This window comes from Stenotrophomonas sp. NRRL B-14846 (assembly GCF_050473585.1).
Lineage (GTDB): Bacteria > Pseudomonadota > Gammaproteobacteria > Xanthomonadales > Xanthomonadaceae > Stenotrophomonas.
In genome coordinates, this window is the sequence record NZ_JBFLUN010000022.1 from 444,936 (window position 1) to 470,287 (window position 25,352).

The following is a 25,352-nucleotide window of genomic DNA, read 5'->3' on the forward strand; positions in this document are numbered from 1 at the left end:
CCCGGCCGGGGCCGGGCTTTTGTCTGCAGCCCAACCCCGAAGGGCAGGGCGGCAACGCCGGATCAGGCGGCCTTGAGGGCCTTGATGCGGTCGTTCAGGCGGCTCTTGTGGCGAGCAGCCTTGTTCTTGTGGATCAGGCCACGCGCGCTGAAGCGATCCAGGATCGGCTGGGCAACGGCGAAGGCGGCTTCGGCGCCGGCGGCATCGTTGGCGTCCAGCGCCTTGATCACTTTCTTGACAGCGGTGCGCAGCATCGAGCGCTGAGCCACGTTGCGCGCGTTGCGCACGACGGTCTGCTTGGCGCGCTTCTTGGCGGACTTGATATTGGCCACGGTGGTGGTTTCCTGAAAAAATCGGTGTTATGGGAACAGCAAGCTAGCTAGTATGATGGCGTAAGAAATGCACGTCAAGTCGATTGTCAAGAGGGACGCTGAGTGAGTTCACCCAAGTTGTTGCGGGGCCTGCTGTCGTTCAGCAGCATGACCATGGTCTCGCGCGTTCTCGGACTTGTCCGGGACTTCGTGGTGACCACCACGTTCGGCACCAACGCCATCACTGATGCTTTCTGGGTCGCCTTCAGGGTACCCAATTTCCTGCGCCGGTTGTTCGCCGAAGGGTCTTTTGCCACCGCTTTCGTGCCGGTGTTCACGGAAGTGAAGGAAACCCGCAGCCACGCCGAACTGCGCGAACTGATGGCCCGCACCGCCGGCACCCTGGGTGGGGTGCTGATGCTGGTCACCGCGCTGGCGCTGATCTTCGCGCCGCAGCTGGCCTCGGTCTTCTCAAGCGGTGTTGATACCGATCCGGTCAAGCAGGGCCTGCTGGTCGACCTGTTCCGCCTGACCTTCCCGTTCCTGCTGTTCGTCTCGCTGACCGCACTGGCCGGCGGCGCGCTGAACAGCTTCCAGCGCTTCGCGATGCCGGCGCTGACCCCGGTCATCCTCAACCTGTGCATGATCGCTGGTGCGCTGTGGCTGGCGCCGCGGCTGGGCGGCACCCCGGAAAAGCAGATCCTGGCGCTGGGCTGGGCGGTACTCGCCGCCGGCCTCCTGCAGCTGCTGTTCCAGCTGCCGTCGCTGAAGGGCATCAACCTGCTGACCCTGCCGCGCTGGGGCTGGAGCCATCCGGGCGTGCGCAAGGTGATGACGCTGATGGTGCCGACCCTGTTCGGTTCGTCGGTGGCGCAGATCAACCTGCTGCTGGATACGGTGATCGCGGCCAAGCTGACCGACGGCTCGCAGTCGTGGCTGTCGCTGGCCGATCGCTTCCTGGAGCTGCCGCTGGGCGTGTTCGGCGTGGCGCTGGGCACGGTGATCCTGCCGGCGCTGGCGCGTCATCACGTCAGCACCGACCGCGAGGGCTTCTCGCGTTCGCTGGACTGGGGCCTGCGCATGACCCTGCTGATCTCGGTGCCGGCCATGCTGGGCCTGCTGCTGCTGGCCGAACCGCTGATCGCGACCATCTTCCAGCATGGCCAGTTCAGTGCTTTCGATACCCGCATGACCGCGCTGTCGGTGTACGGCCTGAGCTTCGGCCTGCCGGCGTTCGCCCTGCTGAAGGTGGTACTGCCGGCGTTCTACGCCCGCCAGGACACCAAGACCCCGGTGCGCGCCGGTGTGGCCGCGCTGGTGGCGAACATGGTGTTCAACTTCATCCTGCTGGCGGTGCTGTACCAGGTGATGGTGCCGGAGGAGCTGAAGGCTCAGGGCGTGATGGCGGCCATCGGCAAGCAGCCGGGCCTGCACCTGGCACTGGGCATCGCCAGTGCGCTGTCCAGTTACCTGAACCTGGGCCTGCTCTGGTACTGGCTGGGCAAGACCGATGTCTACCAGCGCCGGCCGGGCTGGGGCGGCTATCTGGTGCGCCTGCTGCTGGCCTGCGCGGCCATGGTTGGCGTGCTGCTGGCCCTGCTGCACTGGCTGCCGGGCTTCTCGGCGATGAGCGTGTGGGAGCGGATCGGTGCCCTGGCGCTGCTGGTCGGCGGCGGTGGCGCGACCTATGCGGTGGCCATGCTGGCGATGGGCTTCCGCCCGCGCGACCTGCGCGGGCATTGATCGCGGCCCGTGGCGGCTATACTTCAGGGTTACACCATTGAAGCGGCGGCCCCGGTCGGGCCGGAACGAGAGTTGATGAGCAGGCTGTTCAGAAGCGTCGAGGGCGGGGAGCTGTTCCCCAACGGAAGCGTGGTCTGTATCGGTGCATTCGACGGCCTCCACCTGGGCCATCGTGCGCTGGTCCGCCACGCGGTTGCCCGCGCGCGCGCCTTGGGCGTGGCCGCAGTGGCCGTGGCATTCGAGCCGCTGCCGCGTGAATTCTTTGCCCAGGGCACGCCGCCGCCGCGGCTGACCCTGGCGCGCAGCAAGGTCGAGATCCTGCGCGAGCTGGGCGTCGATGCGATCGGCCTGCTGCGTTTCGACGCGGCGATGGCGGCGATGCCGGCCGAGACCTTCGTGCGCCAGTTGCTGGTGCACCGGCTGGGCGCCCGCGAAGTGTGGATCGGGCCGGAGTTCTGCTTCGGCAACCGCCGCCGCGGCGATCTGGCCCTGCTGCAGAAGATGGGCGCCGAACTCGGCTTCACCGCGGGCGAGATCGAAGCGGTCGACCTGCATGGCGAGCGCATTTCCAGCACCCGTATCCGCCAGCTGTTGCAGGACGGTGATTTCACCCGTGCCGGCGACCTGCTCGGCCGTCCCTACGCGATCAGCGGGCGGGTGGTGCGCGGGCGCCAGCTCGGCCGTACGCTGGGCTTCCCCACCGCCAACCTGCGCTTCCCGAAGACCCCGGCGCTGTCGGGCATCTATGCAACCTGGGTGCACGGCGTGTTCGACCAGCCGTGGCCTTCGGTGTCCAGTTTCGGCACCCGGCCGACCGTGGAGGGCGTGGAGCCGCTGCTGGAAGCCCACCTGTTCGATTTCCAGGGCGACCTGTACGGGCGCCACATCGACGTGGAGTTCGTCGCCAAGCTGCGCGACGAAGAGAAATTCAATGATCTGGCGGCGCTGACCGACCAGATGCACCGCGACGCCGAACAGGCGCGCGCCATCCTTTCCGAACATAGATTGCGAGCCACTGCGTGAGCCAGGACTACAAGACCACCCTGAACCTGCCAGCCACCGAATTCCCGATGCGCGGCGATCTGCCCAAGCGCGAGCCGGGCATTCTGGCGCGGTGGGAAGAGCAGGGGCTCTACCAGCAGCTGCGCGACAACGCCGCCGGCCGCCCGCTGTTCGTGCTGCATGACGGCCCGCCGTACGCCAACGGCCGCATCCACCTGGGCCATGCGGTCAACAAGATCCTGAAGGACATCATCGTCAAGTCGCGCTACCTGGCCGGCTTCGATGCGCCCTACGTGCCGGGCTGGGATTGCCATGGCCTGCCGATCGAGATCGCGGTGGAAAAGAAGTGGGGCAAGGTGGGCGTGAAGCTCGACGCCGTCGAGTTCCGCCAGAAGTGCCGCGAGTTCGCCGAAGAGCAGATCAACATCCAGCGCGTGGACTTCAAGCGCCTGGGCGTGACCGGTGACTGGGACAACCCGTACAAGACCCTGAGCTTCGACTTCGAAGCCAACGAGATCCGCGCGCTGGCCAAGGTCGTGGCCAACGGCCATCTGGTGCGTGGCGCCAAGCCGGTGTACTGGTGCTTCGACTGTGGCTCGGCGCTGGCCGAGGCCGAGATCGAGTACCAGGAAAAGGAATCGCCGGCGATCGATGTGGCCTACGCTGCGCGCGATGCGCAGGCCATCGGCCAGGCGTTCGGCGTGAGCGTGCCGGCCGACGTTGAAGTGGCCGTGCCGATCTGGACCACCACCCCGTGGACGCTGCCGGCCTCGCTGGCGGTGTCGCTGGGTGCGGAGATCAACTACGTGCTGGCCGAAGGCCCGGCCCACAACGGCAAGCGCCGTTGGCTGGTGCTGGCCGCGGCCCTGGCCGAGCGCGCGCTGCAGCGCTATGGCGTGGACGAGGTGGTGCTGCACGGTGAAACCACTGGCGCGGCGCTGGAAAACCAGCTGCTGGCGCATCCGTTCTACCCGGAGCGCGAGATCCTGGTGCTCAACGGCGACCATGTGTCCGACGAGGACGGTACCGGTGCGGTGCACACCGCCCCCGGCCACGGCCAGGAAGACTTCGTGGTCAGCCAGAAGTACGGCCTGCTGGACAGGTACAACGCCGGTCAGGTGACTCCGATCGACGGCCGTGGCGTGTACCTGGAATCGACCCCGCCGGCCGGTGACGTGGTGCTGGCCGGCCAGCACCTGTGGAAGGCGCAGGACGCCATCGTCGGCGTGCTGCGCGACAACGGTTCGCTGCTGGCCTTCCACCCGATCCGCCACAGCTACCCGCACTGCTGGCGCCACAAGACGCCGGTGGTGTTCCGCGCCACCCCGCAGTGGTTCATCTCGATGGACAAGGCCAACCTGCGCAACGATGCGCTGGCCGCCATCGACACCGTCGGCTGGTTCCCGACCTGGGGCAAGGCGCGCATCCAGAGCATGGTCGACGGTCGCCCGGACTGGACCATCTCGCGCCAGCGCACCTGGGGCGTGCCGATCGCACTGTTCACCCACCGCCAGACCGGCGAGATCCATCCGCGCTCGGTGGAGCTGATGCAGCAGGTGGCCGACCGCGTCGAAGCCGAGGGCATCGACGTGTGGTACTCGCTGGATGCCGCCGAACTGCTGGGCGCCGAAGCGGCCGACTACGAGAAGGTCACCGACATCCTCGACGTCTGGTTCGATTCGGGCGTGACCCATGAAGGCGTGCTCGCCGCGCGTGGCTTCGGCAAGCCGGCCGACCTGTACCTGGAAGGTTCGGACCAGCACCGCGGCTGGTTCCAGTCCTCGCTGCTGACCGGCGTGGCGATCGACAAGCGCGCGCCATACAAGCAGTGCCTGACCCACGGCTTCACCGTGGACGAGCACGGCCGCAAGATGTCCAAGTCGCTGGGCAACGGCATCGAGCCGCAGGACATCATGAACAAGCTGGGCGCGGACATCCTGCGCCTGTGGATCGCCTCGGCCGACTACAGCAACGAGATGTCGCTGTCGCAGGAGATCCTCAAGCGCAATGCCGACGCCTACCGTCGCCTGCGCAACACCGCACGCTTCCTGCTCGGCAACCTGGACGGTTTCGATCCGGCCCAGCACCTGCAGCCGCTCGAGCAGATGGTCGCGCTGGACCGCTGGATCGTGCATCGCGCGTGGGAGCTGCAGGAGAAGATCAAGGCGGCCTACGACGGCTACAACATGGCCGAGATCGTGCAGCTGCTGCTGAACTTCTGCAGCGTGGACCTGGGCTCGCTGTACCTGGACGTGACCAAGGATCGCCTGTACACGATGCCGACCGATTCGCATGGTCGCCGTTCGGCACAGAGCGCGATGTACCACATCGCCGAAGCGTTCACCCGCTGGGTCGCGCCGATCCTGACCTTCACCGCCGACGAGCTGTGGGGCTACCTGCCGGGCGAGCATGCCGGCCACGTGCTGTTCACCACCTGGTATGACGGCCTTGCGCCGCTGCCGGCCGATGCCCAGCTCAACGCCGCTGACTTCGACCAGCTGCTGGCCGTTCGCGAGCAGGTCGCCAAGGTGCTCGAGCCGATGCGTGCCAACGGCGCCATCGGTGCCGCGCTGGAAGCGGAAATCACCATCGCCGCCAGCGAAGAGCAGGCCGCGCGCTGGCAGCCGCTGGCCGATGAACTGCGTTTCCTGTTCATCAGCGGCGACGTGCAGGTGCGCCCGGCGACCACCGACGAGGTGTTCGTCAGCGCCCAGCCGACCACCAAGGCCAAGTGCGTGCGCTGCTGGCACCACCGCGCCGATGTCGGCAGCAACGCCGACCATCCGGAACTGTGCGGCCGCTGCGTGAGCAACGTCACCGGCGCCGGCGAACTGCGGAGCTGGTTCTGATGAGCGCCGCACGTCCGCATCCGAACGCCCTGGTCTGGCTGCTGCTGTCGGCCGCCATCATCGGCCTGGACCAGTGGTCCAAGGCCTGGGTGCTGTCGAGCCTGCCGGAGTTCCAGCCGGTAGTGGTCATCGACGGCTTCTGGAACTGGTACCGCACCTACAACACCGGTGCGGCGTTCAGTTTCCTGAGCGACGCCGGTGGCTGGCAGAAGTACTTCTTCACCGCACTGGCGATCGCCATCAGCGGCCTGATGGCCTGGTGGCTGCGCGGCACCGCCCGCGGCAACTGGAAGGCCGCGGTGCCGTATGCGCTGATCATCGGCGGTGCCATCGGCAACGTGATCGACCGCCAGGTGCACGGCCACGTGGTCGATTTCATCCAGTGGTACGTGGGCAGCTACACCTGGCCCTCGTTCAACATCGCCGACTCGGCCATCGTGGTGGGTGCCATCGGCATCGCCCTGTTTGGCCTGTTCGACGGCAATTCCGCCAAAAAGGCGGATAATGCCAACCCGAAACCGTAAGCCGGCCGCTGCCGGGAGATTGAACTGATGGATGTGCTGCTCGCCAACCCGCGTGGTTTCTGTGCCGGTGTCGATCGTGCGATCGAGATCGTCAAGCGCGCGATCGAAACGCTGGGCGCGCCCATCTACGTCCGCCATGAAGTGGTGCACAACCGCTTCGTGGTCGACGACCTGAAGCAGCGCGGCGCGATCTTCGTCGAGGAACTCGACGAGGTACCGGACAACAACACGGTGATCTTCAGCGCGCATGGCGTGTCCCAGGCGGTGCGCCAGGAAGCCGAGCGCCGTGGCCTGAAGGTGTTCGACGCCACCTGTCCGCTGGTGACCAAGGTCCACTTCGAAGTCGCCCGCCACTGCCGTGCCGGCCGTGACGTGGTGCTGATCGGCCATGCCGGTCACCCGGAAGTGGAAGGCACCATGGGCCAGTGGAACCGCGAAGCCGGTACCGGCCAGATCTACCTGGTCGAAGATGTGGAGCAGGTCGCCACGCTGGTGATCAACCAGCCGGAAAACTTCGCCTACACCACCCAGACCACGCTGTCGGTGGACGACACGCGCGGCATCATCGATGCACTGCGCGAGCGTTTCCCGGCGATGCAGGGCCCGAAGAACGACGACATCTGCTACGCCACGCAGAACCGCCAGGACGCCGTGCGCGACCTGGCCAAGCGCTGCGACCTGGTGCTGGTGGTCGGCTCGCCGAACAGCTCCAACTCCAACCGCTTGAGCGAGCTGGCCCGTCGTGAGGGCGTTGAGTCGTACCTGATCGACGGCGCGCACGAGATCGACCCGGCATGGGTGGTGGGCAAGCAGCACATCGGCGTCACCGCCGGCGCCTCGGCACCGCAGGTGCTGGTCGATGGCGTGCTGGCACGCCTGGCCGAGCTGGGCGCCACCGGCGTGGGCGAGCTGGACGGCGAACCGGAATCGATGGTGTTCGCGCTGCCGAAGGAACTGCGCCTGCGCCTGGTCGACTGACCGGGGAAGGCCTCATCCACGCATGGCGTGGATTTACTGCCCCCGGTCTGGTGTATTCCTGCAGCGCGAGCGCATCTCACCAAGTAGATCCACGCCATGCGTGGATCGGCTCTCCACTCATGACCTTCGGCCGCGGGGGCGCACGCGCTCCAAGCCTGGCAGCGGTGCCGTCGCTGGAGCCTTCCTGATGAAGACACGTATCCTTGCGCCGCTCACTGTTGGCTGAACAGGACGAGCATGGTGATGTGAATGTACCCCACTGTGATGCGTGGCCGCATCGGTTGTCTCACCCGAGAGCGGTCGTTCTGCAAGCATGTGGCGCCTGGTCTCAAGTCCGTAGCCGTTGCCCTCTTGCGCCGGAAAGTTCCAAGGCTTTCTCGTTTCAGGTGTGATCGGGAGTGGATAACGGAGTCTCTAGGAGTTTTCCTATAGAGCGAAAGGATCATTAGCGCCAGGATTTGAGTCGGATCGCTGTGATCCGAGGAACGGGGCTAGAAAATGGTATGGAAATACCTGATTTTGATCTTCTCACTTCTCTATCCCGCCTACGCGAAGGCGCAAACCTATCCTGTAACTGGCTTGGGCCAGTGCGTAGACTTCATCTCAGCTGCATCCACAACACTTACCTCGCAGATCCAGGCTCATGCGGGCGTCAGGGCGTATGGCCTCCCCCCCAGCTATGACCCGCTTACTGCGAAAATACTGGTCCCGCCGTACTCCTGTGATAGCTTTGATCTGCCCGGGCTCTACAAGACGGTAGGCTATCTCAGTCATGAGATTGGTCATCATGTGGCCGGTGTTCCCAATATTGATGCTCCGATCACCAAGGCCCAGTACGTTGAAAGGAATTGTGTGTGGGAGGCCAAGGCCGTTGTCAATAACGCGGTCGTGAGTGATCAGATTCGAGGATTTTCAGAAGGAACCGTTGAGATTCCGCTGATTTCCGAGAATTCCGCTACGCTATGGGGCATGTGGTCAAGTGGTGCTTCGCTTGTGGATATTGGCAAGGCATTCTGTGACAACAACCATGTCGCATCGGGGAAAACCTATACCAAGCAGCATGAGGACTACTACGATGCCAACTATCCTTGGTGATTTCGTGAGAGTGCCCCTGAAAGCACTACTCATCTTGTCCGCGGTCATTCCCCTCGCAGCGATTGCGGCGACACCTCCTTCTCAAATGTGGAGTGCCGTCTCAAGAGAGTCCCAACTGGCAGCACTGGACTACATCGAGAGGCTGGAGGTGGCGCGAAATGCTGGGCCGCAGGCCGCCGCCGATGCAGTGGGTATTAAGAATGGCTTCCGCGCGGACTCCGCTTCGGCTTCCGGCACCGCCCGCAGTTTCGGTGGTATCGAGCTTGTGACCCAACTTGAACAGCGATCCGGCCAGGTAACGATCGTCGTGAAGGCGTCGGGCGGATGCATCGAGCGGGATGTTGCCAAGGCCAGACTGCTCCTCGGAAAGATCGTATGGGCGCCGTTGGCCGATTCTCCCGCGCCGGTGTTTGGTTATGCACACTTCCAGGGCGGCTCCGCATCGACGGTGTTTTTCGATGCGACCGGCTCCAAATGCTTGACCGGTGTGAGGATCGAAGATCCGACGAGATTGAAGGGGGCCATTGAGGCGGCTTACAAAGAAGGCGCATCAAACTAGACTTTCCTTCCGGGTGGCTTGCCAGGCCGATGATCGGTCTGGCAAGCAGGCTCCCTGATGGATGTGCGTAGACAGTTCTCTCGGCCATGACCTTCGGCCATGGGGCCACACGCGCGACAGGCCTAGCATCGGTACCTCTATCGTTGTTGGAACCTGCCCGATGAAGACCCGAGCCCTGGCGATGTCATTGCTGTTTGCGCTGGCGGCCACGCCTGCACTGGCGCAGACCTCGCCACCGGCGAACGCGGCGGCTCCCGGCCTGCTGCGCATCGATGTGGACGCGCGCGATCTGGCCCGGCGCATCTTCAAGGTGACGGCCACCGTACCGGCCAAACCCGGCCCGTTGACCCTGCTGTACCCGCAGTGGATTCCCGGCAACCATTCGCCCACCGGTCCGATCGATAAATTGGCTGGCCTGCGCGTGACCGCCAACGGCAAGCCGCTGGCCTGGCAGCGCGACCAGTACAACGTCTATGCGTTCAAGGTGAACGTGCCCGAGGGCGTGAGCGAGATCGTCGCCCACTTCGACTTCCTGTCCTCGCAGGGCGGCAGCCAGGGCCGGGTGGTGATGACCCCGGAGATGCTCAACCTGCAGTGGAACGCCAACTCGCTGTACCCGGCCGGGGTGGATGCACGCAACCTGCAGGCGCAGGCCAGCGTGACCCTGCCCAAGGGCTGGTCGTTCGCCACTGCGCTTGAAACCGCGCGCCGCGATGGCGATACCGTGGTGTTCAAGCCGATCTCGTATGACCACCTGGTCGATTCGCCGTTGTTTGCCGGCGAGCATTACCAGCGCATCGATCTCGATCCGGGCGCGAAGGTGCCGGTACACCTCAATGTGTTCGCCGACGAGGCCAAGTCGCTGAAGCCGAGCGAGGCGCAGATCACCATGCACCGCGCGCTGGTGCAGCAGGCCGACAAGCTCTACGGTGCGCGTCACTACAACCACTATGAATTCCTGCTGGCGTTGACCGACCGCCTCGGCGGCATCGGCCTGGAGCATCATCGTTCCAGCGAGAACAGCGCCGACCCGGGGTACTTCACCGAGTGGGACAGCAATGCGTGGATGCGCGATCTGCTGCCGCATGAGTACACCCATTCCTGGAACGGCAAGTACCGTCGCGGCGCGGATCTCGCCACCGCCAACTTCAACACGCCGATGGGCGACAGCCTGCTATGGGTATACGAAGGCCAGACCCAGTTCTGGGGACAGGTGCTGGCGGCGCGTTCGGGCCTGTGGTCGACCGCGCAGGCGCGCGACATGCTGGCCAACGTGGCCGCGACCTATGATCGTGGTCGCCCCGGCCTGGCCTGGCGGCCGCTGCAGGACACCACCAACGACCCGACCATCGCGCAGCGCCGCACGCTGCCTTATCGCAACTACCAGATGAGCGAGGACTACTACTCCGGCGGCCAGATGCTGTGGCTGGAAGTGGAGGGCAAGCTGCGCGAACTGAGCAGCAACCGGCGCAGCCTGGATGATTTCGCGCGCGCCTTCTTCGGGGTCGGCAACGGCGACTGGGACGTCAATCCCTACACCTTCGACGACGTGGTCGCGACCTTGAACGGCATCGCGCCGTACGACTGGGCGACGTTCCTGCGCGGTCGCCTGGACGGCCATGGTTCGTTGACCGGAGGCCTGGAACTGGCGGGCTGGAAGCTGGCCTACCGCGATACTCCGAACGACGCCTACAAGGCGCAGGAAAAGCGCGCGAAGGCGGCGCTGCTGGCGTACTCGCTGGGCGCGACCGTGCTCGACAGCGGCGTGGTTGGCGACGTGATCTGGGACAGCCCGGCGTTCAATGCCGGCCTGGCGCCGGGCATGAAGGTGATCGCGGTCAGCGGCCGCGAGTACAGCAGCCAGCGCTTGAAGGATGCAGTAGCCACGGCGGCGAAGGACAAGGCGCCGATCGTGCTGCTGGTGAAGCAGTTCGACCGCATCGAAACGATGAACGTCGACTATCACGGTGGCCTGCAGTATCCGGTGCTGGAGCGCATCGCCGGCAAACCTGATCGCCTTGCGGATCTGTGGAAGGCACGATGAAGACGCGCGTCCGCGATGGCCTGATCCTGCTGATGGCGATCCTGGCCATCATCGGCGCGTTCCTGCACGGCGACGGGCGCTGGCTGCATTGGCTGGCCAAACCGGCCACCACGCTGCTGATCGCCGCCATCGCCTGGCGGGTGCGTGATCCCGCGCAGCCGTTCTACCGTCGCGCGGTGCTGGCCGGCATGCTGCTGTCGTGCGTGGGTGACATCGCGCTGATGCTGCCGATGGATGCGTTCGTACCGGGGCTGGTGGCGTTCCTGCTGGCGCACCTCTGCTACATCGTCGCCTTCCGCGATGGCCTGCGTGCCGGGCGCGGCCTGCTCGCCGCCAGCGTCCTGCTCGGCGCATTCGCAGTACTCAATGTACTTGGCCTGTGGCCGCACCTGCCCGCAACGATGCGTATTCCTGTGCTGGCGTACGTGGTGGTGCTGGCCTCGATGGCGGTACTGGCACTGGCACGCCAGTACCGCCGGCCTCAGCCCGCAGCCGTGGAAGCCAGCAGCGCGCGCTGGGCTGCCGCCGGTGCGCTGCTGTTCGTCGCCAGCGATTCACTGCTGGCCTGGGACCGCTTCGCTGGCGGCCTGCCGCTGGCCAGCCTGCTGGTGTTGTCCACCTACTACGGCGCGCAGTACGCCATCGCCCGCTCGGTGAAATAGCAAAAGGGGACGGAGGGGATTAAGTCGCAGACGGCACCAAGGCACAAACGACTTAATCCCCTCCGTCCCCTTTTTGTGTTGACTATCGGTGGCTCGTGCTGCGCAGGGCACCCTGTGCGTCGAACGAGAGGCGTGCGGACTGGCGGTCACCGGCGACTTCGTCCGGCAGCCAGACCAGAGTGCCACCCTTGCGCACGATCACATAGACGTGGCCGACTTCACCCGGTGTGCCCATCAACGCGTTGCGCTGTGCCTGCAGCGCCTGGGCGACGCGTGGCACCGCCTCGAAATCGATGTTGGCCAGCGCTGTGCTGCTGCGGCGCAGGGTGATGGTGGGGGCGAAGCGTTGCGGATCGACCGGGGCGCCCTTGCGCCACTGGCCGCGCTCGAAGTGGTAGCTGTCCACGCGCGAGGGGTGCTGCGGATCGACCAGGTCCAGGTTGATGCGGCCGTCATCGTAGAAGTGGATGCTGTGGAACACCGTCAATCGATGCCCGGCCAGTGCCGGCAGTTCTTCGAGCGCCTGGCGAGCCGCCAGCAGATGGTCGGCATCGAACAGGCGATTGCTGCGCGCGGGAATCGGCGCAGGCTGCGGTCCGGCAGGCACGGTAACGCCGGGCGCAAGCGATGCAGGCTGTTCGCGCGGCGCCTGCGACGGAACGAATGGCGGCAACCGATCGGCCTGCACCGAATGGCCCAGCGTTTCGCCCAGCGTCTGCAGCGCCCCCCCTGCGATGGCAACGCCGGCCAGCACCAGCAGTACCACGGAGAACACCAGCCGGGTCGAGGGTGGCTGCTTCATATACCCTCCAGGCGCACGTTGCCGCGATCTTCCGGGTCGTACAGCAGCGTGACCTGCTCGCGGGGAAGGTTGGCCAGCTCGATCAGCGGGATGAAGCGGCGCACGCTCACCTGCTGTACGCCGCCTTCGCGGTCGGTGTATTCCAGCTGGAACTCCACTTGTGGCTGTTCGTTGAGGTAGGTGCCGGTCTGGCGCAGCTTCAGCACCTTCGCCTCCACGCCGATGCCGCGATACTTCAGCGCGTCACCGCGGGCATCCGCCTGCAGCAGGCGACCCAGCAGGCGCAGGCCCAGCGCATAGCCGCACAACACCAGCGGACACACTAGCAGCGGATGGCCGAACGACAGGAAGGTCCAGCCCAGGCCTTCGCTCTGCAGGCGGTAGGCGAACACGTAGGCACTGGCAACCGCGACGATGCCGATGGCCGCGCCGATGCCACGACGCCAGAGGCTGCCGACATCCAGTTCGGGCTCGGCGCCCTCCAGCACCACGTTGGGGAACTCGCCGGGCGCACGGCTCACGCGTGCCTCGATGCGCTTGCCGGCAATGAAGCGTTGCAGTTGTGGCTTGCTGTCGAGCACCAGCATCTGTTCGCTGATCGGTGTGCCGGACAGGTTCTGGAAGCGCAGCAGCAGCTTCCACTGTGCGAAGCCACGCACATGCGCGCCGGTCTGCCCGGCCTGTTCGATCAGGGCATCACGCAGCTCACCGTCGGCCAGGATCGAGCGCACCCGATGCAGGGCGCGCGGTGGGCCCAGCAGCAGGTAGTGCAGGAAGGCGAGCAGCAACGCCAGCCACAGGGCCAGCGACAGGGCGAGCAACAGCAGTGCCAGCCAGGGTGCGCTGCGGTCGGCCAGCTGCACCGGCCACGACGTGCCGAAGTAGAGAATGCACGGGAAGGGCAACGCGAAGAACAGCAGGAACGCGCCCCAGAACCAGAGATAGGCCTTCATGGGGTGGTGGGGGACCGATGGAACAGGGCGCGTAGGGTACTACGCTCAGCGGATCTGCAGGGTCAGCAGGAAGTAGCGGCCGAGTGGGTCGTCCAGCCCCGGCATCTGCCCGCCATTGCCGACCAGATAGTTCACCGGTTGCGTGTCGAGTACGTTGTGCACGTCCAGCGCGGCGACCACGCGCGGCCCCAGGCGTCGCGCGAGATGCAGGTTCCAGCGCAGCTGCCGGGGGTTCATGCAATGGTTCTGCCCGCGCTGCTCCTCCGGGCAGTCCGCACCGGGCAGCCAGGCACGCGTGCGCCCCACCTGGTTGCCGCGCAGGGCGATGTCCCAGTTGCTGTTCTGCCACTGCACGTTGAGCACGGCAGCCATCGTCGGCGTGACATGGCCGCGCAGGTCCACCGTTGCATCATGGCCACGTTCGCGGCGCAGTTCCTGCTGCTTCAGCGCATCGAGCGAGAACAGCCACTGGCCGGTGTTGCCGGTGTCGATGTGGTACTCCCCGCGCAGTACCCAGTTGCGCGAGGTGGTGCGGCCGATGTTGTCGAAGGACAGGCGCAGGCTGCTCAGGTGGCCGTCCTCGTCCAGCTCCCAGGTGCCGCGGTTCCACACCGCGTCGGTCGGTTGCAGGGCCAGGATCTCGTTGCGCAGTTCGACGATGTTGTGGGTGAGTGACAGCGAGAACGTGTCGGTCGGCGTCCAGGTCGCGGCCAGGGAATGACTGAGTGACCGCTCGGCCTTCAACGCATCGTTCTCCACCACGTCCACGGTGACGCTGCAGCGTCCGTTGCCGGTGCTCTGCGCGCAGTCGGGCAATGCGCTGGAGGCAGGCAGTTCGATCGCGCCGAAGTAGCCCGGTGGTCGCCGCTGCTCGAACAGGCTGGGCGCACGGTAGCCGCGCCCGCTGGCAAGCAGGAATGACCACTGCGGCGTAGGGCTCCAGCGCAGGCCCACACGGGGTGAGAAGGCCTGGTAGTCGCCATCGCGGTCCCAGCGTGCTGCCAGGTCCATGCGCAGCGTGTGCGCCAGGGGCAGGCCAAGTTCGGCGTAGGCGCCGCCACTGCGGCGCGCCAGGTGGCGCTGCTCCTGCGGCAGGCCCAGCGCCAGGTCACCCTGGCTCAGCAGTGCGTCGGGATGCGAGGTCCAGCGTTCCTGGCGCAGGTCGATGCCGGCGGCCAGCTGTGCGTGGCCGCCGGCCAGCGGCATCAACTCGCGCTGCATGCCCCACCAGCCCTGCCATTGTTCAGTGCGGCCACGGTTGCGGATCGACGGGAACAACTGCTCGGCCGCGCCTGCCGGCAGCGACGTGAAGCCGGGCAGGAAGTCCAGCGTCTCCGCCGCACGCAGCAGTGGTTCGGCGCGCACGGTGCCCGACGTGGACAGGGTGACATCGCTGCGTTGTGCACTGATGCCGGCATCCCAGCTGCGCCGGCCCTGGTCACGGCCGATGCCGAAGGTGACGTCGGCGTCGGTGGCACGTACATGCGGACGGACGTTGCCGGCTTCGCGCAGCACGCTGTTGAAGGTGAACCCATACAGGCCGATGGCAACGGCGGTCGGGCCAAGGTCGAAGCGCTGCCGGTTGTGGCTGGCCCGCGCCTCGGCGTAGGCATAGCGACCTTCACCGCGTTCATGCCGGTAGCGCAGGTAGGCCGAGGCGGTGTCCGAGGCCGGTTGCAGCGAACGCGGTCGTGCGCTGTCGAACCAGCAGGCACCATCGCGCCGTTTCAAGGGCCCTTCGCAGCGTTTTGCCGGCCAGTAGCGTCCATCGCGGAACGCGCCGATCAGGTACTGCGAGGTTTCCGCATGCCATTGGCGGCGATCACCGGCCACATGGTCGATGCGGTGCAGGTCGATGCCGGCGAACCAGCGGTCCCCTCCGTCGCGCACGCCACCGGTGGCCGCCTGCACGCGATACTGGCCGGCGTCACCGCGCCCGCTCAGGCCGGTCTGCAGCATGGCTTCGGGGCCGTCGGCCTGGTCACGCAGGATGATGTTGACCACGCCGGACATCGCGTCGGCACCATAGATGGCCGAGGCGCCGCCACGCACCAGTTCGATGCGTTCGACGAAGCTGAGCGGGATGCCCCCAAGATCGGTGAGCCCGCCCTGTTCCAGCGACACCATGGGATAGCGTGGCAGGCGCCGGCCATTGACCAGGAACAAGGTCGCGCGCGGGCCCATGCCGTCCAGGCTGGTGGTGGTGGCCGCACCCACCGGCAGGTACTGCGAATCGCCGCTGCGCGAGGTGCTCATCGCCGGGTGGCCGTTCATGCCCGGCAAGTGCCGCAGCAGGTCGAACAGGCTGCCGTAGCCGCTGCGCAGGATGTCATCGCGGTCGATGATGGTGACCGGCAGCGTGGTCTGCACGGAGGTGCGTGGCAGCCGGCTGCCGGTGACATGGATCGGCGCCAGTTCCACCTGCGGAGGAGCGTCGGCGGCCTTATGTGGCGGAGGTGCTGCGGGCGTGGCGCGTGCCGTGACCGACGGCGGCGATGGCGGCGCGGGGTGGGTGCGGCGGACGACGAATCCGCCAGCAGGCGTACGCAGGATGTTCACCGGCATGCCGGCGACCAGTTCCTTCAGGGCCGCGGCCGCATCGCGGTGGCCATGGGTGCCGGCCGTGCGCAGGCCATCCAGCTCACGCGCATCGAACAGCAGGGCAATGCCGCTCTGTCGCGCCCATTGCTGCAGGGCCGGTGCCAGCGGGCCCGAACCAACATCGACCTCCAGGGTGCCCGCCTGCTCGGCCGCACCGGCAGACGGCAGCGCGGGGATGCTCAGCGCGAGGCAGAACAGGGTGCGGAGCAGCCCCCCCTGCAGCGCGCCCGGTACTGCCATCACCGCAGGCCTCCTCAGTACGTGCGGCGCAGTTCCAGCGCGCCATCCGGTCGCGTCTGGCCAGCCACCGACCAACCCAGTTCCAGTGCCGACAGCAGTTCCTGCGCGTCGCCGGCACGGAAGGTGCCACTCACCGCCAGGTTGGCGATCTCCGGATCGGCGATTACCAGCGGCGTGCGGCCGTAGCGGTTCATGCGTTCGACCACGATCGACAGCGGCGTGGCATCGAACACCAGCTGTCCCTGCAGCCAGCCTTCAGCGGCGGTATTGGACGACAGCGCCGGGCCGGGCTGGATGCGGCCCGACGGCAGCACCTGCAGTTGCTGGCCGGGCGCCAGGGTGTGCTGGGTTCCGCCATTGCTGACCTCGACCGCGCCTTCCAGCAGCGCGACTTCGACCAAGCCGTCGTGCAGGCGTTCCACCTGGAAGGTGGTGCCGATGTCGCGGATGGTGCTGTCGCCGGCGCGCAGCTGCAGCGCCTTGCCCGACGGCGCAACCTGCAGCTGCACGCGTCCACGTTCCAGTACCAGGTTGCGGTGGCGCCAACCGAAACGGGCGTGCAGGGTGGTGCCGGCATCCAGCGTCGCTACGCTGCCATCGGCCAGCGTCTGTTGCCGCGGCTGGTAGGAATCGTTGGCATAACGCAGCGGCGCGGGGTTGCCGTCGACCGCCACCATCCAGCCGATCCCGATGGCCAGGCAGACGCCTGCGGCAGCGCCCAGCGCCGGCAGCCAGCGGCGCCGCACCGGCCGCGCCACGCGTGCCGCGGCAGTGCGCAGCCACGGGTCGGCGGCCAGTTCCTCACCCTGCTGGAACAGCGTCTCGGCCTGGATCCAGGCGGTGACATGCGCCGGGTCTTCGGCCAGCCAGTCCTCGAACGTCTCGCGCTCGGCCGGCGTACAGTCCGCAGCTTCCAGCCGCGCCACCCAGGTGCTGGCACGTTCGAACAGCTGGGTGTCTTCCCTGGGCCTGGCGTGACTCATCCGTTGTCCCTGTCGTTGTGCAGCGGATCCGATCCGAGTTCCTGGCGCAGGCCCTGCAGGGCGCGGGCGATATGTTTTTCCACGGTCTTGGCAGTAATTCCACAGTGCCGCGCGATCTGCGTATAGCTCATGCCGGTGATCCGGTTGAGCAGGTACACCTCGCGCGCGCGCTCGGGCAGCTTGAACAGGGCCTGCCGCAGCAGGGACAGCATCTGCCCGGACTCGGCCTGGCGCAATGGATCGGGCGACGTGCTGGAAGGCTCGTTGCCGCCATCGTGCTCGGCCAGGGACAGATGCGGCCGCGACTGCGACGAACGGCCGCGGTCTGCCAGGCGGTTGCGGGCGATACGATACAGCAGCAGCCGCAGCTCGTCGGCACTGTGCGCGCGGTAGCGGATCAGCCGCTCCATGCAGTCCTGCGCGATGTCCTCGGCATCCTCCGGCCCAACACCGCGCGTGCGCAGGAACGCACACAACGGCGCGCGTTCCTCCCGCACGAACGCAATGAACGCGTCCGCCGGCGCGGACAGGTCCGGCGCGCGATGGATCAGAGGAGAGGGGGCGGACAGGGCTGGCCTCGGACGTCGGTGGCGGGTACGTCTTCGAGTTTTACGCGACGATGACCGGATGGGGAAGAGTGTGCGTGACCCATGATTCCATTGTGAATGCGTTCATGTTTCGACGGCCGGTGCACTGGGGGAGAGCACACCGTCCGGACGTTGAACTTTCGACCCGTGCGTTGCGGGTGGAGAGAGAGAACACATGAAGCATTCGAAGTTGAGCCTGGCCCTGGCAGGGCTGTTGGGCATCACCGCCATGGCGGCGGTTGATGACGTCATGGCAATGAATTATCACGTGCAGGACGATCGCGTCTTCCTCAGCGGCGGCGTAACCGTTGCCGATGTGGTGGCGCTGCCGGCACTGCTGGCCAAGGCGCAGGCCGAAGGCCGCCCGATCCGCGAAGTCGTGCTGCGCACGTCCAACGGTGGCGCGCTGATCGCCGGCGAGTGGCTGCAGGCGATGATCCGCACCCAGGGCCTGGACACCATCGTGTCCGGCCACTGCATTTCGTCCTGCTCGATCATGCAGTCCGGCGGCGTCAACCGTTATCTCGGCGGCGACCTGCCGGTGGTCGATTCGGTGCAGATCCATGCTGCCAGCAGTGGTGGCAGGATCACCTACGCACCGTCGCCGCGCATGACCCAGATCTACACCGGCAACTATGGCGGCGGCATGGATGCCGGCCTGTTGCACAAGGCCATGTACGAAGTGGTGGCGCCCAACGGCCTGCTGGTGTTCCGCGACCCGGCGCGCACCACGGGTACGTCGGTTACCTTCGATCCGGATGGCAGCGGCAGCAAGCTGGAGTCATTCCCGGGCCAGGACATCCGCAGCAACAACATCATCAATACTGCAGGCTACCGCGATCCGGGCGACACCCTGGCCGTCACCAGCAACGTCAGCGGCGACATCAACCCGGGCTACCTGCGCACCGCGCGCCAGCTGCAGGCCTTCGTCGACGACGATTTCGCGCGCTGGAACACCGACTGGGCCAGCACCTACATCAACTACGCGGTGAGCCTGTACAACTTCTCCACGCGCGGGGCGAACGGCATCGGCGCGCAGTCGTTGCAGCAGCTGCTTGCCGACCCCGACCTGCAGGATGAACTGCGCGGCCAGCTGCGGCTGGCCGATCTGGATGTCTCGACCCTGGCCAACTCCGCCGGCGTGATCCGTGTCAGCAATGGCGCCACCTGGCGCACCGCCGAAACCACCGGCGCCGATTTCATGCTGGTCGACAACGGCACCATCGCACTGGAGGGCGGTGCGCTGCGCACCCCCGAGCTGCGGGTGATGCCGGGCAGCGTCGTGGTCGGTCACGGCGATATCGCATCGGTGGGCATCGATACCGATGCGCTGCTGGATGGCAGCGGCCCCTCCTGGCGCGAGGACGGCTTCAACCGCCTGCGCGTGTTCGGCACACTGATGCCGCGCGGCGGTGATCTGGTGACCCACGGCTACGTCAACATCATGCCCGGCGGCCAGCTGCTGTTCGACGTTACCGAGGCCGGTGGCACCGGCAGTGGCCGCCTGCGCGTCGGCACTTTCTACGATGACGGCGCCGAGGAGGGTGCGCTGGTGATCGCGCAGGGTGCACACCTGGCGTTGAACGTGGCCCAGGGCTTCTATGCCGGTGCCTACCGCCGCGACCTGGTGGAAGGGCCGATCTACCAGGGCGGCTTCCAGGATGTCGTGCGGCTGGGGGATACCGGCTACAGCGCCAGCATCACCGGCGGTGAAGTGTTCCGCCCGCGCCACAATTCGCTGCTCAGCTTCAACGTCAACCAGACGGCCGACGGCCTGTGGCTGACCGCCAACCCGGGCTTCGACCAGCTGGGGCTGTTTGCCAACGGCACCTCCGGCGACGGGCTGGGGCGCGCGCTGGCAGCCGCTTCGGACCGCCAGGACAGCGGCCTGAAGTCGCTGCTCGGCGCGCTGCAGTTCACCGACCGCGATGTGATCGCACAGCAGGCCGGCGCCCTGCGCGGTGATGCCCATGCCAGCCTGCGCCTGGCCGACAACGCACTGCTGGGCAGCATCGGCAACGTGGTGCAGCAGCACCAGGCGGCGATGCGCAGTGGTGGCGATGCCGATGGACTGGCTTCGCAGGCGGCGCAGTCGGTCTCGGCACAGCCGGGCATGCGCCATGGCAGCCTGTTCAACCAGCTGGCCATGCATCTGGTCGAACCGGCCGGCGAGGGGACTGGCGGTGGCGGTGCGACGGGACGCAGCCATGGCTTGTGGGCGCGCGGTTTCGCCAGCCATGGCCGCATCGACGCCGACGGTGGCGTGGCCGGCATGAGCCACAACATCGGTGGCATCGTGGTCGGTGCCGACACCCGCCTGGCCGATGACCGCGTCACCCTGGGTGTCAGCGTGGCCGCGGCCGACATGTCGACCAAGGCCAGCGACGGCTCCGGCTTCAGTGGTGACGTGCGCGCGCTGGACGTGGGCGGGTACCTGGATGCGACCTATTCGCGTGGTTACCTGTCGGCGGCCGTGCGCTACACCGATCTGCGCCATGACACCCGCCGCAACCTCTCCGCCATCGAGGGCCTGCAGCAGCCGCTGCGTGCCCGGTACAGCAACGATGCGATCTCGGCGCGGGTCGAACATGCGTTCTCCTTCACCACTGGCAAGGGGCTGGTGATCCAGCCGCTGCTGCCGGTGGTGGACTACGCACGGACGTCGGCGACCCGCTTCAACGAAGGGCAGGGCGCCGGTGCGCTGGTGGGGCGTGGCGGCAGCCTGGAGAGCATCCGCGTTGGTGCCGGCCTGCAGTTGTTCAAGACCTTCGAGGGCAACAACGGCGAGCGCATCACCCCGCGTGCCCGTGTGGTCTGGCAGAAGGAGCTGGGCGATTCGCAGGCGCGCTACAGCACGGGTTTCGCTGCGGCCCCGGACCTGGTGTTTGGTGCCAGCAGCCAGGCTGTGGGCGAGCAGGTGCTGGCCTGGAACGTGGGCGTGACCAGTCGCGCCAGCGAGCGCCTGTCGATCATGGCCGACTACGTGGGTGAGCGCCGCGACGGTCAGATCCAGAATGGCGTGATGCTGGGCCTGGGTTATCGGTTCTAAGTGGTACTCGGCCCCGGCGATATCCGTATCGCCGGGGCCATCCCATCAGGGCAGGTGCTGCGGTATGGTCGGCAGGGAACTCCAGCCAGGCTCGTCCATGCAGATCGCCGTTTTCAGTGCACGCCCCTACGATCGTCGCTTCCTGGACGAGGCCAACCAGCGCGATGCGGCCGGGCAGGGCTTCGCGTTCGTGTACTTCGATGCCGCGCTGGACGTGCATACCGCCGTGCTTGCGCAGGACTGCGCCGCCGTCTGCGTGTTCGTCAACGACCGTCTCGATGCGCCGGTACTGCACGCGCTGCATGCGCTGGGCGTGCGCGCCGTACTGCTGCGCTGCGCCGGCTTCAACAATGTGGACCTGGCAGCCGCGAAAGCGCTGGACCTGTTCGTCGCGCGGGTGCCGGCCTATTCCCCCGAAGCCGTGGCCGAGCACGCGCTGGCGCTGGTGATGACCCTCAACCGGCAGACCCATCGCGCCTACAACCGCGTGCGCGAGGGTAACTTCATGCTCGATGGCCTGCTCGGACGCACCTTGCACGGGCGCACGGTCGGCATCGTCGGCACCGGCAAGATCGGCCTGGCCACCGCGCGCATCTTCAACGGCATGGGCTGCACCGTGCTGGGGCACGACCCGTACCCGTCGCCGGCCTTCGCCGGCGTGGGCGACATGGTTGGACTGGACGAACTGCTGGCGCGCGCCGACATCGTGTCGCTGCATTGCCCGCTGACGCCCGATACCCAGCACCTGATCAACGACGCCTCGCTGGCGCGGATGAAGACCGGCGCGATGCTGGTCAACACCTCGCGCGGCGCGCTGGTGGATACCCATGCGGTGATCCGCGCGCTGAAATCACGGCGGCTGGGCCACCTGGCCATCGATGTCTACGAGCAGGAAAGCGCGTTGTTCTTCCAGGACCTCTCGGGCGAGATCATCGACGACGAGGCCTTCCAGCGCCTGATGACCTTCCCCAACGTGCTGGTGACCGGCCACCAGGGCTTCTTCACCGTGGAGGCGCTGCAGGAGATCTCGGCGATCACGCTGGGGAACCTGCAGGATTTCGCCGAGGGGCGGGTGTGTGCGAACCGGGTGGAGGCGGGCTGAGCCGGGTGGATTGACCGCCGGGGCGCCCAGCCCGTAAAATCGCGGGCTCCGCCGGAATAGCTCAGTTGGTAGAGCGGCGCATTCGTAATGCGTAGGTCGCAGGTTCGACTCCTGTTTCCGGCACCAGTTGGAATGAAAAGCCCCGGCCTTGGTCGGGGCTTTTTGTTTGGGTTGTGCTGGCGCGGCCCGGCCCTGGCGGAAGCGTCCGATGGAACTGCAGGCATGTACCGGCTCGGTCGGGGTCATTACCATTGCCGTCGTGGATTGCTTGCGGCGCTGGGCTGGACTGGGCAAGTCAGTTTCAATCAACAGGGGATGTCATGAAGAAGATCGTGGTGAGTCTGATGGCGTGCGTCGTTCTCGCCGGCTGTGCGACCCGTCAGATCAGCTCCGAACAGGCGCAGCCGGTGCCTGCCGAGCGGATTTTCGCCTTCAATGGGATGGGGGGCAGTGCTTCCGGGCAGGTAATCGTCACGCGCGACGTCGGCGCGGTTGGTGGGGCGTGCCCACTTGCACTGTATGTCGACGGCACCCTGGCAGCCCATCTGCAGCGGGGCGAGTCTGTCTCGCTGTCTGTGCCTGCCGGGAATCGCATTGTCAGCGCAAGTTTCGCGGGTAAAGGGCTCTGTTCGTGGGGGGATGAATCGGCGCACAGGCGCGAAATTTCCCACGTGGTCACTGCGGGTGGCAGAACCAAGATCCGTCTCGCATTGACCCATGATGGTGTGATTCAAATCGGTCCGACCGCGTTCTAGACGCACTCCACGCAAGACGAGCAGTTACATCAACAGGAAGCCCTGGCCGTTGCCGGGGCTTTCTGTTTCTGCCCGAAGGGAGAGGTCGGTCGGCAACGTCACCGATGCAAACACAGCTTCATTCACGTCCAACGATCACTGCACCCCGTGCCAGCGACCACGCGAGCTGCCGGAGATAGCCACCTGCTGCTCCCGCCGATGCGCCGATCAGCAGGCGTGCAAGCACTCTGGTCCCGCGCGCGGCCCGCTCGCGCACCCAAGGCAGTACCGCCACCATCTGCGCGCCCAGCAACAGCACCAGCACGTCCAGCCCGAGCGCGTCCACCACCGGCAGCAACGGCGACAGCGCCGGATTGCAGGCCAGCACGATCACCAGCGCAGCACCCAGCACGGCCATCAGGCGGCGCCCGGCGGGCAGGGTGGTCCAATGCAGCAGTCGGTTGATCAGGCGCATGGCGTTCCTTGTGTCATGTGCAGGAGTCCTCATCAGGCTCAATTGGCCGCACCGGCTGCCGCAGTACGGTTTTCAACCGCGTCGCGTCGGTCCTGCGCGGGTCGCTCAGGTAGATCTCATGATGGGGGCCGGCAAAGGTGTATCCCAGTGCGGGCATCAGCTCGTCATGCAGATGCGCCAGGGTGGGGCCTTCGTCGTCGTAGGCGCCCACGTGCAAGGTCTGCAGGCTGGGGCCCTCGGCGAGGATTTCATGGCGAAGGCTGGGCGGAGCCTCTCCCAGCTTGGTGCGCGCCTTGCCGATCGCGGCCTGCCACTGCGCAGGGCCGATGCTCTCAGGTGTGCGGATCATTACGGTCCAGGCCCACTCATCCTTCCGCCGCGCGACGAAGCTGGCCGGATCCTCGGCGCTCCACAGTGCTTCCAGCGGTGGCACCACGTAGTCCTGGCCCATGGCCTTCAGCGCGAACTTCAGTGCATAGCTCACCGAGTACAGCCACTGCACGGCCTGCAGGTAGGCGGGGGCGGTATTCGGATCACCGTGGCCGTCGACCATCACGTAGGGCAGGGGCGGCACATCGATCCGTACGAACCTGCCGGCGGGCGGTTGATAGAGCGCCCGATCGCGCTTCCTGAAGTCGATCTTGTCCACGGGCCTTCCTCCTGCGCCGAGCATCCCATGCCAGGCACCCGCCAGCACGCCTGAACAGGTTCAGATGACTTTGCCGAACGAGGGCGGACCGCCGGCCAGCAGCTGATGCTAGGATGCCGCCCCCGGGCGTCCTGCCCGCCGCGCCTGCGCGGTGCGACAACGTGTCGCAGTCAGAATCGGGCCTTTCCTGCGCTCGATCATTGTCAATGCCTTTCTTAAATGGTGGGTGACGGCCTAAAATTGAAAGGCTGACTCGACCCCACCTCCCTGCCTGTCTTCCGGACCGGTGGGACCGGCTTTGGCCGGAACAGGCAGGACGGGGAACGGCATTCCCTCGCAATTGGATCGACCGATGATTCCGTTGAAAACCCTTGGGCGCTGGTTGCGCCCGGGCCTGCTGCTGTCGTTGCTGGTGATGCTCACCGGTTGCGATGCGGTGGCCATCCTCAGTCCGAAGGGCCAGATCGGCCAGGATGAGAAGACCCTGCTGATCACGGCCACCGTGCTCATGCTGCTGGTCGTCATCCCGGTCATCATCATGACCCTGACCTTCGCGTGGAAGTATCGCGCCTCCAACACCAAGGCCCGCTACGAGCCGAAGTGGTCCCACTCGACGGCGATCGAGGTGGTGGTGTGGTCCATTCCCTGCATGATCGTGCTGGTGCTGGCGGTCCTGACCTGGCGCTCGTCGCACGCACTGGACCCGTATCGTCCGCTGGATTCGGACGTCAAGCCGGTCACCATCGAGGCGATCTCGCTGGACTGGAAGTGGCTGTTCATCTATCCGGAAGAGAAGGTGGCGGTCGTCAACGAAATCAAGTTCCCGGTCAACACGCCGCTGAACTTCAAGATCACGTCCGATTCGGTGATGAATGCCTTCTTCATCCCGCACCTGGGCAGCATGATCTACTCGATGGCTGCGATGGAGACCAAGCTCCACCTGATCGCCAACGAGACCGGTGAATTCCCGGGCATGTCCTCGCACTACAGCGGCGCGGGCTTCGCCAAGATGCACTTCACCGCCTACTCGGTCACCGATGCCGAATACCGCCAGTGGCTGGACCAGGTCCGCGCCGGCGAGCAGACCCTGGACAAGGCCTCGTTCAAGGCGCTGGGTGAAGCACGCAACGCCGAGTGGTACCCGGTCACCTACTTCGGCAAGACCGAAGAAGGCCTGTTCGACTGGGTCATCGCCAAGCACATGGGTGACAACAAGCATTACGGCATGAAGCACGAGCACAAGGCCCCGGCCGACGGTGCTGCTGCTGAAGGCCACGACGCCCATGCAGGTCACGAGGGCCACGAAGGCCACGCCGACGCTGCTGCCGCTCCGGCCGAACACGCCGGACACACTGCTGACGAGCACGCCGCCGCCGGTCACGCCGGCCACGCGGGCTCGGGAGAATGAAC

At 66.3% G+C, this 25,352-nt stretch carries 21 protein-coding genes and 1 tRNA gene; 14 read left to right on the top strand and 8 right to left on the bottom strand.

Annotation, left to right across the window (positions count from 1 at the left end):
* Nucleotides 1-62: 62 nt before the first annotated feature.
* Entirely contained in the window at nucleotides 63-332 is a 270-nt protein-coding gene (gene rpsT, locus AB1281_RS04240; RefSeq protein ID WP_005408560.1) for a 30S ribosomal protein S20, read from the bottom strand.
* A gap of 117 nt (nucleotides 333-449) precedes the next feature.
* Here rpsT and murJ point away from each other — a divergent pair, with 117 nt between their 5' ends.
* From murJ to AB1281_RS04285, 9 genes are all read left to right on the top strand, one after another.
* Entirely contained in the window at nucleotides 450-2,054 is a 1,605-nt protein-coding gene (gene murJ / locus AB1281_RS04245) for a murein biosynthesis integral membrane protein MurJ (protein ID WP_430344942.1), read from the top strand.
* A gap of 75 nt (nucleotides 2,055-2,129) precedes the next feature.
* On the top strand, nucleotides 2,130-3,077 hold the full coding sequence (locus AB1281_RS04250) for a bifunctional riboflavin kinase/FAD synthetase (protein WP_430344941.1): 948 nt from the start codon (nucleotides 2,130-2,132) through the stop codon (nucleotides 3,075-3,077).
* Nucleotides 3,074-5,905, top strand: coding sequence for an isoleucine--tRNA ligase (gene ileS, locus AB1281_RS04255; protein WP_430345143.1), 2,832 nt, complete (start codon nucleotides 3,074-3,076; stop codon nucleotides 5,903-5,905). Before AB1281_RS04250 ends, ileS begins: the two co-directional genes overlap by 4 nt.
* Nucleotides 5,905-6,429, top strand: coding sequence for a signal peptidase II (gene lspA / locus AB1281_RS04260; protein ID WP_430344940.1), 525 nt, complete (start codon nucleotides 5,905-5,907; stop codon nucleotides 6,427-6,429). The genes ileS and lspA overlap by 1 nt, the downstream gene beginning before the upstream one ends.
* A 27-nt stretch (nucleotides 6,430-6,456) precedes the next feature.
* Entirely contained in the window at nucleotides 6,457-7,407 is a 951-nt protein-coding gene (gene ispH / locus AB1281_RS04265) for a 4-hydroxy-3-methylbut-2-enyl diphosphate reductase (RefSeq protein WP_430344939.1), read from the top strand.
* A 498-nt stretch (nucleotides 7,408-7,905) separates the two neighbouring features.
* The gene (locus tag AB1281_RS04270; protein ID WP_430345144.1) at nucleotides 7,906-8,502 is read left to right on the top strand and encodes a hypothetical protein; all 597 of its coding nucleotides are present in this window, start codon (nucleotides 7,906-7,908) and stop codon (nucleotides 8,500-8,502) included.
* A 34-nt stretch (nucleotides 8,503-8,536) separates the two neighbouring features.
* Nucleotides 8,537-9,061, top strand: coding sequence for a hypothetical protein (locus tag AB1281_RS04275; RefSeq protein ID WP_430345145.1), 525 nt, complete (start codon nucleotides 8,537-8,539; stop codon nucleotides 9,059-9,061).
* Between the two features lie 160 nt (nucleotides 9,062-9,221).
* Entirely contained in the window at nucleotides 9,222-11,105 is a 1,884-nt protein-coding gene (locus AB1281_RS04280) for a M61 family metallopeptidase (RefSeq protein WP_430345146.1), read from the top strand.
* Nucleotides 11,102-11,767, top strand: a complete 666-nt coding sequence (locus AB1281_RS04285; protein WP_430345147.1) for a lysoplasmalogenase — start codon at nucleotides 11,102-11,104, stop codon at nucleotides 11,765-11,767. The genes AB1281_RS04280 and AB1281_RS04285 overlap by 4 nt, the downstream gene beginning before the upstream one ends.
* Before the next feature lie 82 nt (nucleotides 11,768-11,849).
* On the opposite strand, the gene AB1281_RS04290 is transcribed toward AB1281_RS04285, so the two are convergent.
* The 5 genes from AB1281_RS04290 to AB1281_RS04310 are packed head-to-tail and all read right to left on the bottom strand — an operon-like array spanning nucleotide 11,850 to nucleotide 17,876.
* Nucleotides 11,850-12,569, bottom strand: a complete 720-nt coding sequence (locus AB1281_RS04290; protein ID WP_430345148.1) for a hypothetical protein — start codon at nucleotides 12,567-12,569, stop codon at nucleotides 11,850-11,852.
* On the bottom strand, nucleotides 12,566-13,522 hold the full coding sequence (locus AB1281_RS04295; RefSeq protein WP_430345149.1) for a hypothetical protein: 957 nt from the start codon (nucleotides 13,520-13,522) through the stop codon (nucleotides 12,566-12,568). Before AB1281_RS04295 ends, AB1281_RS04290 begins: the two co-directional genes overlap by 4 nt.
* A 45-nt stretch (nucleotides 13,523-13,567) precedes the next feature.
* On the bottom strand, nucleotides 13,568-16,363 hold the full coding sequence (locus AB1281_RS04300) for a TonB-dependent receptor plug domain-containing protein (protein WP_430345150.1): 2,796 nt from the start codon (nucleotides 16,361-16,363) through the stop codon (nucleotides 13,568-13,570).
* A gap of 14 nt (nucleotides 16,364-16,377) precedes the next feature.
* A complete protein-coding gene (locus AB1281_RS04305) occupies nucleotides 16,378-17,346 on the bottom strand; it encodes a FecR family protein (RefSeq protein WP_075675033.1) in 969 nt (322 codons plus the stop codon).
* On the bottom strand, nucleotides 17,343-17,876 hold the full coding sequence (locus AB1281_RS04310) for an RNA polymerase sigma factor (protein ID WP_014036388.1): 534 nt from the start codon (nucleotides 17,874-17,876) through the stop codon (nucleotides 17,343-17,345). Before AB1281_RS04310 ends, AB1281_RS04305 begins: the two co-directional genes overlap by 4 nt.
* A gap of 232 nt (nucleotides 17,877-18,108) precedes the next feature.
* Here AB1281_RS04310 and AB1281_RS04315 point away from each other — a divergent pair, with 232 nt between their 5' ends.
* From AB1281_RS04315 to AB1281_RS04330, 4 genes are all read left to right on the top strand, one after another.
* A complete protein-coding gene (locus AB1281_RS04315; RefSeq protein WP_430345151.1) occupies nucleotides 18,109-20,982 on the top strand; it encodes an autotransporter domain-containing protein in 2,874 nt (957 codons plus the stop codon).
* Between the two features lie 97 nt (nucleotides 20,983-21,079).
* Nucleotides 21,080-22,084: a 2-hydroxyacid dehydrogenase gene (locus AB1281_RS04320; RefSeq protein ID WP_430345152.1), complete on the top strand. Its 1,005-nt coding sequence runs from the start codon at nucleotides 21,080-21,082 to the stop codon at nucleotides 22,082-22,084.
* 50 nt (nucleotides 22,085-22,134) lie between these two features.
* Nucleotides 22,135-22,210 (top strand) — tRNA-Thr (locus AB1281_RS04325).
* A 194-nt stretch (nucleotides 22,211-22,404) separates the two neighbouring features.
* Nucleotides 22,405-22,839 (top strand): hypothetical protein, encoded by a 435-nt coding sequence (locus tag AB1281_RS04330; RefSeq protein WP_430345153.1) that lies wholly within the window; start codon nucleotides 22,405-22,407, stop codon nucleotides 22,837-22,839.
* A gap of 118 nt (nucleotides 22,840-22,957) precedes the next feature.
* Here AB1281_RS04330 and AB1281_RS04335 read toward each other — a convergent pair whose 3' ends face one another.
* Together AB1281_RS04335 and AB1281_RS04340 are read right to left on the bottom strand one after the other, a co-directional pair.
* Entirely contained in the window at nucleotides 22,958-23,293 is a 336-nt protein-coding gene (locus tag AB1281_RS04335) for a hypothetical protein (RefSeq protein ID WP_430345154.1), read from the bottom strand.
* A 13-nt stretch (nucleotides 23,294-23,306) separates the two neighbouring features.
* Complete coding sequence (locus AB1281_RS04340; RefSeq protein WP_430345155.1) at nucleotides 23,307-23,942, bottom strand: GyrI-like domain-containing protein; 636 nt, start codon at nucleotides 23,940-23,942, stop codon at nucleotides 23,307-23,309.
* Between the two features lie 352 nt (nucleotides 23,943-24,294).
* On the opposite strand from AB1281_RS04340, the gene cyoA reads away from it, so the two are divergent.
* Nucleotides 24,295-25,350: a ubiquinol oxidase subunit II gene (gene cyoA, locus AB1281_RS04345; protein ID WP_164116831.1), complete on the top strand. Its 1,056-nt coding sequence runs from the start codon at nucleotides 24,295-24,297 to the stop codon at nucleotides 25,348-25,350.
* The last annotated feature ends 2 nt before the right edge of the window (nucleotides 25,351-25,352 follow it).